The sequence below is a fragment of the Agromyces sp. C10 genome, from assembly GCF_023217995.1.
GTDB classification, from domain to species: Bacteria; Actinomycetota; Actinomycetes; order Actinomycetales; family Microbacteriaceae; genus Agromyces; species Agromyces indicus.
This window is the reverse complement of the sequence record NZ_JALPSX010000005.1, coordinates 1-14856: the sequence shown is the minus strand read 5'-3', so window position 1 is coordinate 14856 and position 14856 is coordinate 1. Positions and strand designations below refer to the sequence as shown.

Annotated in this window: 16 protein-coding genes; 15 read left to right on the top strand and 1 reads right to left on the bottom strand. The window is 70.7% G+C overall.

Features of this window, described 5'->3' with window-relative positions; genetic code table 11:
* Nucleotides 1–41: 41 nt before the first annotated feature.
* The 14 genes from ptsP to glmM all read left to right on the top strand — a co-directional run bounded on the left by ptsP (nt 42) and on the right by glmM (nt 11829).
* On the top strand, nt 42–1727 hold the full coding sequence (gene ptsP / locus M1L56_RS06625; RefSeq protein WP_248598634.1) for a phosphoenolpyruvate--protein phosphotransferase: 1686 nt from the start codon (nt 42–44) through the stop codon (nt 1725–1727).
* An 18-nt stretch (nt 1728–1745) separates the two neighbouring features.
* On the top strand, nt 1746–3299 hold the full coding sequence (locus M1L56_RS06620; RefSeq protein WP_248598633.1) for a PTS mannitol transporter subunit IICB: 1554 nt from the start codon (nt 1746–1748) through the stop codon (nt 3297–3299).
* Nucleotides 3300–3434: 135 nt separating this feature from the next.
* Complete coding sequence (locus tag M1L56_RS06615) at nt 3435–3875, top strand: PTS sugar transporter subunit IIA (protein ID WP_248598632.1); 441 nt, start codon at nt 3435–3437, stop codon at nt 3873–3875.
* Nucleotides 3872–5020: a mannitol-1-phosphate 5-dehydrogenase gene (locus tag M1L56_RS06610; RefSeq protein WP_248598631.1), complete on the top strand. Its 1149-nt coding sequence runs from the start codon at nt 3872–3874 to the stop codon at nt 5018–5020. Before M1L56_RS06615 ends, M1L56_RS06610 begins: the two co-directional genes overlap by 4 nt.
* A 150-nt stretch (nt 5021–5170) precedes the next feature.
* Complete coding sequence (gene infA / locus M1L56_RS06605) at nt 5171–5392, top strand: translation initiation factor IF-1 (RefSeq protein WP_011186713.1); 222 nt, start codon at nt 5171–5173, stop codon at nt 5390–5392.
* Between the two features lie 71 nt (nt 5393–5463).
* Nucleotides 5464–5577, top strand: a complete 114-nt coding sequence (gene rpmJ / locus M1L56_RS06600; RefSeq protein ID WP_056734976.1) for a 50S ribosomal protein L36 — start codon at nt 5464–5466, stop codon at nt 5575–5577.
* A gap of 164 nt (nt 5578–5741) precedes the next feature.
* The gene (gene rpsM / locus M1L56_RS06595; RefSeq protein ID WP_067948538.1) at nt 5742–6122 is read left to right on the top strand and encodes a 30S ribosomal protein S13; all 381 of its coding nucleotides are present in this window, start codon (nt 5742–5744) and stop codon (nt 6120–6122) included.
* Nucleotides 6123–6154: 32 nt separating this feature from the next.
* The gene (gene rpsK / locus M1L56_RS06590; protein ID WP_067948536.1) at nt 6155–6553 is read left to right on the top strand and encodes a 30S ribosomal protein S11; all 399 of its coding nucleotides are present in this window, start codon (nt 6155–6157) and stop codon (nt 6551–6553) included.
* 177 nt (nt 6554–6730) lie between these two features.
* Nucleotides 6731–7717 (top strand): DNA-directed RNA polymerase subunit alpha, encoded by a 987-nt coding sequence (locus M1L56_RS06585; RefSeq protein WP_067948534.1) that lies wholly within the window; start codon nt 6731–6733, stop codon nt 7715–7717.
* Nucleotides 7718–7762: 45 nt separating this feature from the next.
* Nucleotides 7763–8317: a 50S ribosomal protein L17 gene (gene rplQ, locus M1L56_RS06580; RefSeq protein ID WP_248598630.1), complete on the top strand. Its 555-nt coding sequence runs from the start codon at nt 7763–7765 to the stop codon at nt 8315–8317.
* A gap of 73 nt (nt 8318–8390) precedes the next feature.
* Nucleotides 8391–9338 (top strand): tRNA pseudouridine(38-40) synthase TruA, encoded by a 948-nt coding sequence (gene truA, locus M1L56_RS06575; RefSeq protein WP_248598629.1) that lies wholly within the window; start codon nt 8391–8393, stop codon nt 9336–9338.
* Nucleotides 9339–9475: 137 nt separating this feature from the next.
* On the top strand, nt 9476–9922 hold the full coding sequence (rplM, locus tag M1L56_RS06570; protein ID WP_067948530.1) for a 50S ribosomal protein L13: 447 nt from the start codon (nt 9476–9478) through the stop codon (nt 9920–9922).
* A gap of 38 nt (nt 9923–9960) precedes the next feature.
* Nucleotides 9961–10446, top strand: coding sequence for a 30S ribosomal protein S9 (gene rpsI / locus M1L56_RS06565; protein ID WP_067948528.1), 486 nt, complete (start codon nt 9961–9963; stop codon nt 10444–10446).
* A 21-nt stretch (nt 10447–10467) separates the two neighbouring features.
* Nucleotides 10468–11829, top strand: a complete 1362-nt coding sequence (gene glmM, locus M1L56_RS06560; RefSeq protein ID WP_067948525.1) for a phosphoglucosamine mutase — start codon at nt 10468–10470, stop codon at nt 11827–11829.
* Nucleotides 11830–11916: 87 nt separating this feature from the next.
* On the opposite strand, the gene coaA is transcribed toward glmM, so the two are convergent.
* Nucleotides 11917–12873: a type I pantothenate kinase gene (gene coaA / locus M1L56_RS06555; RefSeq protein ID WP_067948523.1), complete on the bottom strand. Its 957-nt coding sequence runs from the start codon at nt 12871–12873 to the stop codon at nt 11917–11919.
* A gap of 80 nt (nt 12874–12953) precedes the next feature.
* Here coaA and glmS point away from each other — a divergent pair, with 80 nt between their 5' ends.
* The gene (gene glmS / locus M1L56_RS06550; protein WP_248598628.1) at nt 12954–14804 is read left to right on the top strand and encodes a glutamine--fructose-6-phosphate transaminase (isomerizing); all 1851 of its coding nucleotides are present in this window, start codon (nt 12954–12956) and stop codon (nt 14802–14804) included.
* Nucleotides 14805–14856 lie beyond the last annotated feature (52 nt).

The following is a 14856-nucleotide window of genomic DNA, read 5'->3' as shown; positions in this document are numbered from 1 at the left end:
CGGCATCCGTCGCCCGACGAATCGAATCGGAGGGGCGAGTGATGGAGTTCAGAGGCACGGGGATCGGCCAGGGCGTGGCCGTCGGACCGGTCGTGCGCATGGCCGAGCGGCTGCCGGAGCCGGTGGACCGGCCGAGTCACCTCGACCCGGCCCGCGAGGAGGAGCGCGCCCGCGCGTCGCTCTCGGTCGTGGCCGGCGAACTGCAGCGCATGGGCGCGCAGGCCGGCGGTGCCGCGCAGGACGTGCTCGAGGCGCAGGCCATGATGGCCGAGGACCCGACGCTCGTGGACGACATCGTGAAGCGGCTCGCCGACGGCAAGACCGCCGAGCGCGCCGTGTTCGAGGCGTTCGCGTCGTTCCGCGACATGCTCGCCGCGATGGGCGGCTACATGGGCGAGCGCGCGGCCGACCTCGACGACGTCTCCCAGCGCGTGGTCGCGCACCTGCTCAAGGTGCCCGCTCCCGGCGTGCCGAACCCCGGCCACCCGTTCGTGCTCGTCGCCCGCGACCTCGCGCCCGCCGACACCGCGCTGCTCGACCTCGGGCAGGTGCTGGGGCTCGTCACCATCGACGGCGGCCCGACCTCGCACACCGCGATCCTCGCCCGCGAGAAGTCGATCGTCGCGGTCGTGGGGGCGGCGGATGCCGCGACGCTCGCCGACGGCGACACCGTCATCGTCGACGCTGCGAACGACCTGGTCGTGCAGGACCCGACGCCGGAGCAGATCGCCGAGGCGCGCGAGCGCATCGCCGAGCGCGCGGCCCGCGCCGCCGCGCCCGTCACGCCCGGCGCGCTCGCCGACGGCACGCCCGTGCCGCTGCTCGCGAACCTCGGCTCGGCCGACGGCGCCGAGGAGGCGGCCAGGCTCGGTGCCGAGGGCGTGGGCCTGTTCCGCACGGAGTTCCTCTTCCTCGATGCGAACACCGCGCCGTCGGTCACCGAGCAGCAGGCGCAGTACACGCGCATGCTGAGCGCGTTCCCCGGCAAGAAGGTCGTCGTGCGCGTCCTCGACGCCGGCGCCGACAAGCCCCTGTCGTTCCTCAACGACGCACCCGAGGAGAACCCGGCGCTCGGGCTCCGCGGCATCCGCGCCCTCCGGCACTCCGAGGTCATCCTCCGCGAGCAGCTCACCGCGCTCGCCGCAGCGGATGCCGCGACCGAGGCCGACCTGTGGGTCATGGCGCCGATGATCGCGACCGTCGAGGAGACGCGTTACTTCACGAACCTCTGCCGGGAGCTCGGCATCAAGGTCGCCGGGGTCATGGTCGAGACGCCGTCCGCGGCGCTCATCGCCGACCACATCCTGAAGATCGCCGACTTCGCGTCGATCGGCACGAACGACCTCACCCAGTACACGATGGCGGCCGACCGGCTGCTCGGCACGGTCGCGAACCTGCAGGATGCGTGGCATCCGGCGGTGCTGCGACTGGTCGCGCAGGTCGGCGAGGCGGGCCGGGTCGACGGTCGCCCCGTCGGCATCTGCGGCGAGGCCGCCGCCGACCCGCTCCTCGCCGTGGTCCTCGTCGGCCTCGGCGCCACCAGCCTGTCGATGTCCCCGTCGGCACTCGCAGACGTCCGCGCCTCCCTCGCGCGGCACACCCGGGAGGATGCCGAGCGCATCGCCCGGGCCGCCCTGGCCGCTGAGGGAGCGGCCGAGGCGAAGCAGGCGGCCCAGGAGGCCGCCGCCGCATCCGCACCCACTCCCACCGGCACACCCGTGCCGTGACCTGCACTGGAGGCAGCAATGACGACGACGTCAGCTGAGGCGAAGCGACCCGGGGGAGCCCGAGTCCACGTCCAGCGCTTCGGAACGTTCCTCTCCGGCATGATCATGCCGAACATCCCCGCGCTCATCGCGTGGGGCATCTTCACCGCGTTCTTCATCGGGGTCGGCTGGACGCCCAATGCGGACCTCGCCACCATCGTCGGGCCGTTCATCCACTACCTGCTGCCGATCCTGATCGGCTATACGGGCGGCTCGATGGTGTACGGCATCCGCGGCGGCGTGGTGGGCAGCATCGCGACCTTCGGTGCGATCGCCGGCTCCGACCTGCTCATCGCGCAGGTGAACGCGACGCTGCCCGAGGACAACCAGCTCGGGCAGATCCACATGTTCATCGGCGCGATGATCCTCGGCCCGCTCGCGGCCTGGACCATGAAGCGGCTCGACTCGCTCTGGGAGGGCAAGGTCAAGGCCGGCTTCGAGATGCTCGTGAACATGTTCTCGGCCGGCATCTGGGGCTTCGTCATGGCGATCGTCGGGTTCTACCCGGTGGCCTGGCTGGTCAACGGCATCATGAACGCCCTCTCCGGTGCGGTGAACTGGCTCGTCGAGACGAACCTGCTGCCGCTGACCAGCATCATCATCGAGCCGGCGAAGGTGCTGTTCCTGAACAACGCCATCAACCACGGCGTGCTGACCCCCCTCGGCCTCACGCAGGCCGCGGAGGAGGGCAAGTCGATCCTGTTCCTGCTCGAGGCGAACCCGGGACCGGGCGTCGGCCTGCTCCTGGCGTTCACGTTCTTCGGCATCGGCGCCGCGAAGGCGTCGGCACCGGGTGCCGCGGTGATCCAGTTCTTCGGCGGCATCCACGAGGTGTACTTCCCGTTCGCGCTGATGAAGCCGATCCTGATCCTCGCGCTCATCGCGGGCGGCATGACCGGCGTCACGACCAACATGCTCTTCGACGCGGGCCTGCGCGCCCCGGCGGCGCCGGGCAGCATCTTCGCGGTGATCGCGCAGACGGCGAGCGACAGCTACCTCGGCGTCATCCTGTCGGTCATCCTCTCGGCGACGGTCACGTTCCTCATCTCGGCGGTCATCCTGCGGGCCACGCGCCGCCGCGACCTGCAGGCGATGGCCGTCACGGATGACGCGTTCGGCGCCGCCGTCACGCAGACCGAGGCCGCCAAGGGCAAGAGCTCGGACGCGCTCGCGAACCTGCGCGGCGGTGCAGCGACCCAGGCGGGCGGCGGCGGCGGTCCCGCGACCGGCACGATCCGCGAGATCAGGAACGTCGTCTTCGCCTGCGACGCCGGAATGGGCTCGTCGGCGATGGGCGCGAGCGTCCTGCGCAACAAGATCAAGAAGGCGGGCATCGAGGATGTCACGGTCGTCAACAAGGCGATCGCGAACCTCGACACGTCGGCCGACCTCGTGATCACGCAGAACCAGCTGACGGAGCGCGCACGTCACCAGACGCCCGACGCCGTGCACATCTCGGTCGACAACTTCATGAACTCACCGAAGTACGACGAGGTCGTGGAGATGATCGAGGCCCAGAAGGGTCGGAGCTGACGATTCCGAACGGATGACGCGCCGCCCGGGTCGAGCCCTGCAGGGGTCCGGCCCGGGCGGTCGCGTCATCCGCCACCCGCATCGCCCGCCCGACGTAGACCGAACCACGAGAACCGCGACGAAGAAGGAGCACCCATGAGCGACCAGATCCTGCCCGCCCAGAACGTGCGGATCGTGCCGGGCGGCGCGACCCGCGAGGACGCGATCCGAGCGGCGGGCGCGGTGCTCGTCGATACGGGCGCGGTCGACGCCGCGTACGTCGACTCGATGCTGGAGCGCGAGGGCTCCGTGTCGACCTACATGGGCAACTGGCTCGCCATCCCGCACGGCACGAACGAGGCCAAGGACCTCATCCGGCGTTCGGCGATGTCGCTGCTCCGCTACGACGAGCCGATCGAGTGGGGCGGCGAGCAGGCGCGCTTCGTCGTCGGCATCGCCGGGCGCGGCGACGAGCACCTCGAGATCCTGTCGAAGATCGCGATCGTCTTCTCCGACGAGGAGGAGGTCGACAAGCTCCTCGCGGCCGGCTCGTCGGATGAGCTCGTCGCGCTCCTCTCCGAGGTGAACGACTCGTGAAGGCCGTCCACTTCGGCGCCGGCAACATCGGTCGCGGCTTCATCGGGCTGCTGCTGCACGACGCCGGGTACGAGGTCGTGTTCGCCGACGTGAACGCCGAGCTCATCGATGCGCTCGCGGCATCCGACGACTACACGGTGCACGAGGTGGGCGACGGGGCGCGCGACCGGCGCGTCGACCGGTACCGGGCGGTGAACTCCCAGACGGATGCCGCGGCGCTGGCCGCCGAGCTCGCCGACGCGGACGTCCTGACGACCGCGGTGGGCCCGAACATCCTCCGGTTCATCGCGCCGCACGTGCTGCAGGCGCTGCGCGACCGGGCGCCGGATGCCGCGCCCCTGGCCGTCATGGCGTGCGAGAACGCCATCGACGCCACGAGCCTGCTGCGCGACGAGACGGCGAAGCTCGCCGGACCCGACGAGTGGCTCGGGCTCGAGCGTCGCGCGGTGTTCGCGAACACCGCCGTCGACCGGATCGTCCCTGGCCAGCCGGGGGAGTCGGGCCTCGACGTGACGGTCGAAACGTTCTCGGAATGGGCGATCGAGCGTCCGCCGTTCGGCGACGCGCCGCCGCCCATCCCGGGCGCGCACTTCGTCGATCGGCTCGGTCCCTACATCGAGCGCAAGCTGTTCACGGTGAACACCGGGCACGCGTCCACGGCGTACTTCGGGTTCCTCGCCGGGCACGAGCGCATCGCCGAGGCACTGGCCGACCCGTCGGTCGCCGCGCGCGTGGAGCGCGTGCTCGAGGAGACCTCGGCGCTCATCGTCGCCAAGCACGGCTTCACCGAGGAGGAGCAGGCGCAGTACCGGGCGACCATCCTCGGCCGCTTCCGCAACGCGGCGCTGCCCGACACGGTCGAGCGCGTCGGGCGGCAGCCGCTGCGCAAGCTCGGCCGGCGGGAGCGGTTCATCGGGCCCGCCGCGGAGCTCGCGGAACGCGGACTGCCCGTGGACGGGCTCCTCGACGCCGTCGAGGCGGCGCTCGGCTTCGACGTGCCGGCCGATCCCGAGAGCGTCGAACTGCAGCAGCGCGTGCGAACGGATGACGCGGAGACCATCGTGCGCGAGGTGTGCGGCATCGAGCCGCGGCATCCGCTGCACGATCGCCTGGTCGCGGCCGTCACGCGCCGCACCGCAAGCTGACACGCGACCGACTGGCGAATCGAGCCGGATTCGCCTATAGTTGACCCTTGGTGTTTTGCACGCCCGCTTCGGCATGCCCGATGGGCCTCGTCGAGGTCGTGCATCATCATCGCACGACCGAATACCCAAACTCCAAGCGATAGTGAGGCTATGGCCAAGAAAGACGGCGTCATCGAGATCGAAGGCTCGGTCATCGAGGCACTCCCGAACGCGATGTTCCGGGTTGAGCTGACCAACGGGCACAAGGTGCTCGCCCACATCTCCGGAAAGATGCGCCAGCACTACATCCGCATCCTCCCCGAGGATCGCGTGATCGTGGAGCTGAGCCCGTACGACCTGACCCGCGGCCGCATCGTCTACCGCTACAAGTAAGGGCTGTTCGGAAAGTAACGGCCCGCGGCACCCCGCGGGCACGAGGACAGCGAACTAAGGAAACAACGACTGTGAAGGTCAACCCCAGCGTCAAGCGCATCTGCGACAAGTGCAAGGTCATCCGCCGCCACGGGCGCGTCATGGTGATCTGCGAGAACCCGCGCCACAAGCAGCGCCAGGGCTAGTCGCCCGCGCCGACGCGAACTGAATACGGCACTTCCACGAACCTCCCGAGATCTCGGTACGCGACTCCGTCGCTACTCGATCACCGGGAGGGGACACCCTCGGACGGAGGCCGAGGCACCGGAAGTGCTCCACACCTCCGACACATCCAACAGGAGAAGCCACCATGGCACGTCTGGCAGGAGTCGACATCCCGCGCGAGAAGCGCGTGGAGATCGCACTGACCTACATCTACGGCGTCGGCCGCACTCGCGCGCTGCAGACGCTCGCGGAGACCGGCATCGACGGGAACATCCGCGTCAAGGACCTCACCGACGACCAGCTCGTCGCCCTCCGCGACCACATCGAGGGCACCTACAAGGTCGAGGGCGACCTCCGCCGCGAGGTGGCCGCCGACATCCGCCGCAAGGTCGAGATCGGCTCGTACGAGGGCATCCGCCACCGTCGCGGCCTCCCGGTTCGCGGTCAGCGCACCAAGACCAACGCTCGTACCCGCAAGGGCCCGAAGCGCACCGTCGCCGGCAAGAAGAAGCCCGGCCGCAAGTAACCGCTCGCGCCAAGATCTAGGAGATTTCGAACATGGCAGCACCCAAGGCGGCTACTCGCAAGCCGCGCCGCAAGGACAAGAAGAACGTCGCCGTGGGCCAGGCCCACATCAAGTCGACGTTCAACAACACCATCGTGTCGATCACCGACACGAACGGTGCCGTGATCAGCTGGGCCTCCTCGGGCGGCGTCGGCTTCAAGGGCTCGCGCAAGTCGACCCCGTTCGCCGCGCAGCTGGCCGCCGAGTCGGCCGCCCGCCAGGCGCAGGAGCACGGCATGAAGAAGGTCGACGTCTTCGTCAAGGGTCCGGGCTCGGGCCGCGAGACCGCGATCCGCTCGCTCCAGGCCGCGGGCCTCGAGGTCGGCAGCATCAACGACGTGACGCCCCAGGCGCACAACGGATGCCGCCCGCCGAAGCGCCGCCGCGTCTAGCACTCCGTTCCCGGTGATCGAGTAGGCCGCAGGCCGTACCGAGATCGCACGGTCTCGGTACGCGCCCGGCTGCGCCGGGCGCTACTCGACCACCGGGCATCCGTTCTCTCTCACAACTCAAGATCCTCGAACTCGCAGGTGTCATATAGCGGACACCCTGCCGAAAGGAATCACACCGTGCTGATCGCACAGCGTCCGACGCTCACCGAAGAGAACATCTCGGAGTTCCGTTCGCGTTTCGTGATCGAGCCCCTCGAGCCGGGCTTCGGTTACACCCTGGGGAACTCCCTCCGTCGCACCCTCCTCTCCTCGATCCCCGGCGCCGCCGTGACGAGCATCCGCATCGACGGCGTGCTCCACGAGTTCTCGACCGTGCCGGGCGTGAAGGAGGATGTCACCGAGATCATCCTCAACATCAAGAACCTGGTCGTCTCCAGCGAGCACGACGAGCCCATCACCGCCTACCTGCGCAAGCAGGGCGCCGGTGAGGTCACCGCCGCCGACATCTCCGCTCCGGCGGGCGTCGAGGTGCACAACCCCGACCTGGTCATCGCGACGCTCAACGACTCGGCGAAGTTCGAGCTCGAGCTCACGATCGAGCGCGGCCGCGGCTACGTCTCGGCCAGCCAGAACCGCAACGAGTACTCCGAGGCCGGCCAGATCCCGGTCGACTCGATCTACTCGCCGGTCCTGAAGGTCACGTACCGCGTCGAGGCGACGCGTGCGGGCGAGCGCACCGACTTCGACCGCCTCGTGGTCGACGTCGAGTCCAAGCCCGCCATCACGCCGCGCGACGCGATCGCGTCGGCCGGTCGCACGCTCGTCGAGCTGTTCGGCCTCGCCCGCGAGCTGAACACCGCCGCCGAGGGCATCGAGATCGGCCCCGCGCCGGTCGACGCCGTCCTCTCGAGCGAGCTCTCGATCCCGATCGAGGACCTCGACCTGTCGGTGCGTTCGTACAACTGCCTCAAGCGCGAGGGCATCAACACGGTGTCCGAGCTCGTGGCCCTGTCGGAGTCGCAGCTGATGAACATCCGCAACTTCGGCCAGAAGTCGGTCGACGAGGTCAAGGACAAGCTCACCGAGATGGGCCTGTCGCTGAAGGACTCGGTCCCCGGCTTCGACGGCGCCCACTTCTACACGGGCTTCGAGGACGAGAACTAAGCAGGCCCCGGGCCGCACCAACCCCCCAACACTGGAGATACCACCATGCCGAAGCCCACGAAGGGACCCCGCCTCGGAGGCGGACCCGCGCACGAGCGCCTGCTGCTCGCGAACCTCGCCGCCGCGCTGTACACGCACGAGCGCATCACCACCACCGAGACGAAGGCCAAGCGCCTCCGTCCGCTGGCCGAGCGCCTGATCACGTTCGCCAAGCGCGGCGACCTGCACGCGCGCCGTCGCGTGCTCGCCGTGATCGGCGACAAGTCGGTCGTGCACAAGCTGTTCACCGAGATCGCGCCGCAGGTGGCCGACCGCGAGGGCGGCTACACCCGCATCACCAAGATCGGCAACCGCAAGGGCGACAACGCGCCCATGGCCGTCATCGAGCTCGTCCTCGAGCCCGTGACGCCGAAGGCGCGCGCCGCGAAGCTGGCCGCCGCGACCGCTCCCGCCGAGGAGCCCGCCGCCGAGGAGCCCCAGGACGAGGTCGTGACCGAGTCCGAGGCCGCGGTCGACGAGGCCGCCGGTTCCGAGGCGTCGGCGGAGTCCGCCGAGGCTCCGGCCGAGGAGACCGAGGCCGAGGAGGCCGCCGCGAAGTAGCCTTCGCGCTCCCGCTCGACGAGGGGCCCCGGTGCATCCGCACCGGGGCCCTTCGCGCATCTAGGCTGGGTCCGTGAACGAGGCCACCACGACCGCGGGCGTCGACGGCGACGCGGATGCCGCGGCATCCGTCGTTCGACTGCGGCTCGACCTCGCCTACGACGGCACGGCCTTCGCCGGCTGGAGCCGCCAGCCCGGCCTCCGCACCGTGCAGGGCACGATCGAGCGAGCGCTCGAGACGCTCTTCCGCCGCGAGGGCGTCGCGCCCCGCCTCGTCGTCGCGGGCCGGACGGACGCCGGGGTGCACGCGACCGGGCAGGTCGCCCACCTCGACGTGGACCGGGCGGCGTTCCGGGCGGTCGCGCGTCCCCGTCGGGGCGTGGCGGAGTCGGATCCGCACGCCGATCCCGGCGCCGTGCTCGTGCGTCGCCTGCGCGGCGTCCTGGGGTCGACCGACGACGACGTCGTCGTGCGGTCGGTGCGACCCGCGCCCGAGGGCTTCGACGCCCGCTTCTCGGCCGTCTGGCGACGGTACGAGTACCGCATCGCCGACGCGGACGCCGAGCACGATCCGCTGCAGCGCCACCGCACGGTCTGGTACCCGAGGGAGCTGGACGTCGAGGCGATGGACGTGGCCGCGCAGACGCTCGTGGGCCTCGGCGACTTCGCCGCCTTCTGCAAGCCGCGCGAGGGCGCGACGACGATCCGCACACTGCAGTCGTTCCGGTGGCGCCGGGCCTCGGACGGCGTCCTCGTGGCCTCGCTCCAGGCCGACGCGTTCTGCCACTCCATGGTCCGCGCGCTCGTCGGCTCGGGCGTCGCCGTGGGGGAGGGGCGGCTCAGGGTCGAGCAGCCGGGCGAACTCATGCACGCGCGCACCCGGACGAGCGCGTTCAAGGTGCTCCCGGCCAAGGGGCTCACCCTCACCGAGGTGGGCTACCCGCCCGAGGAGGACCTGGCGGCCCGCGCGGAGCAGACGCGCGCACGTCGCGAATTGCACGTGGACGGCGTCGTCGGCTAAGCTTTCCCTTTGGTGCCGTCGACTGCGTCGGCATCCGATGTTGAGCCCTCCACCGTGGCGTTCTCCTCGCATCGCGAGCGAACTCCCGCCGGAGCGGGATTCACGAACCCCTCACTCGATCAGAAAGCAGCACTACTGTGACGCGCACCTACACCCCGAAGGCGAACGAGATCCAGCGCGACTGGGTCGTCATCGACGCCACCGACATCGTGCTCGGCCGTCTCGCGAGCCACGCCGCGGCGATCCTCCGCGGCAAGCACAAGCCGATCTTCGCGAACCACGTCGACACCGGCGACCACGTGATCATCGTCAACGCCGACAAGGTGGCCCTCACCGGCCAGAAGCTCGAGCAGAAGAAGGCCTACCGCCACTCGGGCTACCCGGGCGGCCTCAAGGCGGTCGGCTACGCCGAGCTGCTCGAGAAGAACCCCGTCCGCGCCGTCGAGAAGGCGATCCGCGGCATGCTCCCGAAGAACTCGCTCGGCCGCCAGCAGCTGAAGAAGCTCAAGGTCTACGCCGGCCCGGAGCACCCGCACGCGGCTCAGCAGCCGAAGCCGTACACCCTCACCCAGGTCGCCCAGTAAGCCCGGCGCCGACGCGAAAAGGATTCAGAGAGACCACCATGGCGAAGATCGCAGACCAGATCGACCAGGCTCCCGAGAGCTACACCACCGAGTCCGCTCCGGCCGCCGAGGCCGCTGCCGCCCGTCCCGTGCTGAACGTCTCGGGCTCGGCCGTCGGCCGCCGCAAGCAGGCCATCGCCCGCGTGCGCGTCGTGCCCGGCGCCGGCACCATCACGGTCAACGGCCGTGAGTTCGCGGACTACTTCCCGAACAAGCTGCACCAGCAGCTCATCACCGACCCCTTCACCGTCCTCGAGCTCTCGGGCTCGTACGACGTGATCGCCCGCATCACCGGCGGCGGCCCCTCGGGCCAGGCCGGCGCCCTGCGCCTCGCGATCGCCCGTGCGCTCAACGAGATCGACCGCGAGAACAACCGTCCCACGCTGAAGAAGTCCGGCTTCCTCACGCGCGACGCCCGCGTCATCGAGCGCAAGAAGGCCGGTCTCAAGAAGGCCCGCAAGGCGCCCCAGTTCTCGAAGCGCTAAGCGCGAGAACGGGTCCCCCGTATGCCTCGGCTCTTCGGAACCGACGGGGTCCGGGGCCTGGCCAACCGTGAACTCACGGCTGACCTGGCCCTGGGCCTCGCCCAGGCGGCTGCCGCAGTCCTCACCCAGGGCCGGCACGCCGATGAACTCCGCGCCGCCGGCCGCCGCCCCGTGGCCGTCGTCGCGCGCGACCCCCGCGTCTCCGGTGAGTTCCTCACCGCCGCCGTCTCCGCCGGACTCGCGAGCTCCGGCGTCGACGTGCTCGATGCGGGCGTCATCCCCACGCCCGCCACGGCGTTCCTCATCGACAGCATCCGCGCCGACTTCGGCGTGATGATCTCGGCGTCGCACAATCCCGCGCCCGACAACGGCATCAAGTTCTTCTCGTTCGGCGGCACCAAGCTCCCCGACGAGGTCGAGGACCGCATCGAGTCCTACCTCGGCCGGCAGAAGCTCGCCCCGACCGGCGACGGCGTCGGCCGCATCCGTCGCTTCGCCGACGCCGAGGACCGCTACGTCGTGCACCTGCTCGCCACGCTGCCGAACCGGCTCGAGGGCCTGAAGGTCGTGCTCGACTGCGCCCACGGCGCGGCCGCCGGCGTCTCGCCCGAGACCTTCCGCGACGCGGGCGCCGAGGTCGTCGTCATCGGCGCCGACCCGGACGGCATGAACATCAACGACGGCGTGGGCTCCACCCACCTCGAGCTGCTGCAGCAGGCCGTGCGCGAGCACGGCGCCGACGTGGGCATCGCGCACGACGGCGACGCCGACCGCTGCCTGGCCGTGGACGCCGACGGCAACGTGGTCGACGGCGACCGCATCATGGCGATCCTCGCGGTGTCGATGCAGGAGCGCGGCACGCTCACCGACGACACCCTCGTCGTCACGGTCATGTCGAATCTCGGCCTGAAGCGCGCGATGGCCGAGCGCGGCATCCGCGTCGTCGAGACCAAGGTCGGCGACCGCTACGTGCTCGAGGCCCTCGCCGAGGGCGGGTTCGCGCTCGGCGGCGAGCAGTCGGGCCACGTCATCATGAGCGAGTTCGCGACCACGGGCGACGGCGTGCTCACCGGGCTCCACCTGGTCGCCGAGATGGCCCGCACCGGCAAGTCGCTCGCCGAGCTCGCCTCGATCATGACCGTGTACCCGCAGGTGCTCGTCAACGTGCGCGGCGTCGACCACCACGCGATGGCCGACGACGCCGAGATCGCGTCCGCGGTGCGGGCCGCCGAGGCCGAGCTGGGCGACACCGGCCGGGTGCTCCTCCGCCCCTCCGGCACCGAGCCCATGGTGCGCGTCATGGTCGAGGCCGCCGACCAGCAGGCCGCCGAGGCCCACGCCGAGAAGCTCGCGGCCGTGGTGCGCGAGCGCCTCGCCAACTGATCCGCCGTCCCACGGCGTCGCCGCGGCATCCGCTCGCCCTCGAGGTGACGGATGCCGCGGCATCCGTCACCCGCGCCGGACCGCGCGTCAGAGCTTGCGCAGCAGGACGCTCGAGACCGCGTGGTCACTGCCCTTGCGGAGCACGAGCGACGCGCGCGACCGCGTGGGACGAATGTTCTGGAGCAGGTTCGGCTCGTTGATCGACTGCCAGATCGACCGTGCGCGGGCGCGCGCCTCGTCCTCGCTGAGGCTCGCGAACCGGTGGAAGTACGAGCGCGGGTTCGTGAACGCGCCGCGCTGGAGCTTGAGGAAGCGCTCCTCGTACCAGCGGGCGATGTCGCTCGTGCGCGCATCGACGTAGATGCTGAAGTCGAACAGGTCGCTCACCGCGAGCTTGTGGCCCGGCGAGGCCGGCTGGAGGACGTTGAGCCCCTCGACGATGAGCACGTCCGGCCGCCGCACGGTGACCTGCGCGTCGGGGATGATGTCGTACGCGAGGTGCGAGTAGAACGGCGCACGCACCTCGGGGGCGCCGGCCTTCACCTCGCTGACGAAGCGCAGCAGCGCGCGGCGGTCGTACGACTCGGGGAACCCCTTGCGCTCCATGAGCCCGCGACGCTCGAGCTCGGCGTTGGGGAACAGGAAGCCGTCGGTCGTGACCAGCTCGACGCGGGGCGTGTGCTCCCAGCGCGCGAGGAGCTCCCGGAGCAGTCGCGCGATCGTCGACTTGCCCACGGCGACCGAGCCCGCGACGCCGATCACGAACGGGGTCGAGGCGAACCGCTCGCGCAGGAACGTGCTGGTGACCTCGTGCAGCGCCTTGGTGCCCCCGACGTAGAGGTTCAGCAGCCGGCTGAGCGGCAGGTAGACCTCGGCCACCTCGACCGGGTCGAGCGGCTCGCCGAGCCCGCGGAGCTGGACGATCTCGGTCTCGCGCAGTGGCGACGGCATCGACGGGGCGAGCGCCGCCCAGTCGGCCCGGCTCAGTTCGATGAACGGGGAGATCTGGGGAGCGTGCGTCGACGGGCTCTGCGGATCCGGCACCGTGACAGTGTAGTCGCGGCCCGAGCGCGGTCGCGGGCCATCGGTCCGGCGCTCAGGAACACGCCGGTAGGATCGTGCGCATGTGTGGAATCGTCGGATACGTCGGAGAGCGCAACAGCCTCGACGTCCTCATGGGTGGCCTGCGCCGCCTCGAATACCGTGGCTACGACTCGGCCGGCGTCGCCGTCGTCGATGACGAGGGCGACCTCGAGTTCGCCAAGCGCGCCGGCAAGCTGCAGGTCCTCGCCGACGAACTCGGCCGCCACCCGATCCACCGCGGCGGCACCGGCATCGGGCACACCCGCTGGGCGACCCACGGCGGCCCCACCGACCGCAACGCCCACCCGCACCTGGCCGACGACGACAAGCTCGCGCTCATCCACAACGGCATCATCGAGAACTTCTCCGAGTTGAAGGAGGAGCTCGTCGCCGACGGCGCGGAGTTCCGCAGCGAGACCGACACCGAGGTGGCCGCGGTGCTCCTCGGCCGCGAGTACCGCGCCACGGGCGACCTGCGCGAGGCCTTCCGTCGCACCGTTCGCCGTCTCGAGGGCGCCTTCACGCTCCTGGCGGTCCACAAGGACGAGCCCGGCGTCGTCGTGGGCGCCCGCCGCAACTCGCCGCTGGTCATCGGCCTCGGCGACGGCGAGAACTTCCTCGGCTCGGATGTCGCGGCCTTCGTCGAGTTCACCAAGCGCGCCGTCGCGATCGGCCAGGACCAGATCGTCGCGATCACCGCGGGCGAGGTCACCGTGACCGACTTCGACGGCAACGCGGTCGAGGTCGAGCCGTTCGACGTCGCGTGGGACGCCTCCGCGGCCGAGAAGGGCGGCTGGTCCTCGTTCATGGCGAAGGAGGTCGCCGAGCAGCCCGACGCAGTGGCGAACACCATCCGCGGTCGCATCGTCGACGGCGTGGTCTCGATCCCCGAGCTCGACCAGCTCGGCGACGACGCGCTCCGCTCCATCCGGCGCATCACCGTCGTGGCGTGCGGCACCGCCGCCTACGCGGGCATGGTCTCGAAGTACGCCATCGAGCAGTGGGCACGGATCCCGGTCGAGGTCGAGCTGAGCCACGAGTTCCGCTACCGCGAGCCGGTCATCGACGACGGCACGCTCGTCGTCTCGATCAGCCAGTCGGGCGAGACGATGGACACGCTCATGGCCGTCAAGTACGCCCGCGAGCAGGGTGCGAAGGCCATCTCGGTCTGCAACACCCAGGGCGCGACCATCCCGCGCGAGTCGGACGCGGCGGTCTACACGCACGCCGGCCCCGAGGTCGCGGTCGCGTCGACCAAGGCCTTCGTGGCGCAGATCACGGCCCTCTACCTGTTCGGCCTCCACCTCGCGCGCGTGCGCGGCACCCTCTCGGAGGAGGAGCTCGCGGCGCAGGTCGCCGAGCTGCAGGCGATCCCCGAGAAGATCACGACCGTCCTCGAGCAGGGCGAGCGCGTGGGCGAGCTCGCGCACTGGATGAGCGACACCCGCTCGGTGCTCTTCCTCGGCCGCCACGTGGGCTACCCGATCGCGCTCGAGGGTGCGCTGAAGCTCAAGGAGCTCGCGTACATCCACGCCGAGGGCTTCGCCGCGGGCGAGCTCAAGCACGGCCCGATCGCCCTGATCGAGCCGGGCCAGCCGGTGTTCGTGGTCGTCCCGAGCCCGCGCGGTTCGGCGACCCTCCACCCGAAGGTCGTCTCGAACATCCAGGAGATCCGCGCCCGCGGCGCTCGCGTCATCGCGATCGCCGAGGCGGGCGACGCCGCGGTGCTCCCGTTCGCCGACGAGGTCATCCGCATCCCGCTCGCCGGACCGCTGTTCGAGCCGCTGCTGGCCGTCGTGCCGCTGCAGATCTTCGCGATGGAGCTCTCGCAGGCCAAGGGCCTCGACGTCGACCAGCCGCGCAACCTGGCGAAGTCCGTCACGGTCGAGTGACCGCTCCGTCGCGGGGGGGGGGGGGGGGGGGGCCCCCCCCGCCCCCGGGGGG

Excerpts from the sequence above, each read along its gene's own strand:
- ptsP (WP_248598634.1), top strand. The coding sequence starts at position 42 with ATGGAGTTCAGAGGCACGGGGATCGGCCAGGGCGTGGCCGTCGGACCG.
- M1L56_RS06620 (WP_248598633.1), top strand. The coding sequence starts at position 1,746 with ATGACGACGACGTCAGCTGAGGCGAAGCGACCCGGGGGAGCCCGAGTC.
- M1L56_RS06615 (WP_248598632.1), top strand. The coding sequence starts at position 3,435 with ATGAGCGACCAGATCCTGCCCGCCCAGAACGTGCGGATCGTGCCGGGC.
- infA (WP_011186713.1), top strand. The coding sequence starts at position 5,171 with ATGGCCAAGAAAGACGGCGTCATCGAGATCGAAGGCTCGGTCATCGAG.
- rpsM (WP_067948538.1), top strand. The coding sequence starts at position 5,742 with ATGGCACGTCTGGCAGGAGTCGACATCCCGCGCGAGAAGCGCGTGGAG.
- rpsK (WP_067948536.1), top strand. The coding sequence starts at position 6,155 with ATGGCAGCACCCAAGGCGGCTACTCGCAAGCCGCGCCGCAAGGACAAG.
- rplQ (WP_248598630.1), top strand. The coding sequence starts at position 7,763 with ATGCCGAAGCCCACGAAGGGACCCCGCCTCGGAGGCGGACCCGCGCAC.
- rpsI (WP_067948528.1), top strand. The coding sequence starts at position 9,961 with ATGGCGAAGATCGCAGACCAGATCGACCAGGCTCCCGAGAGCTACACC.
- glmM (WP_067948525.1), top strand. The coding sequence starts at position 10,468 with ATGCCTCGGCTCTTCGGAACCGACGGGGTCCGGGGCCTGGCCAACCGT.
- glmS (WP_248598628.1), top strand. The coding sequence starts at position 12,954 with ATGTGTGGAATCGTCGGATACGTCGGAGAGCGCAACAGCCTCGACGTC.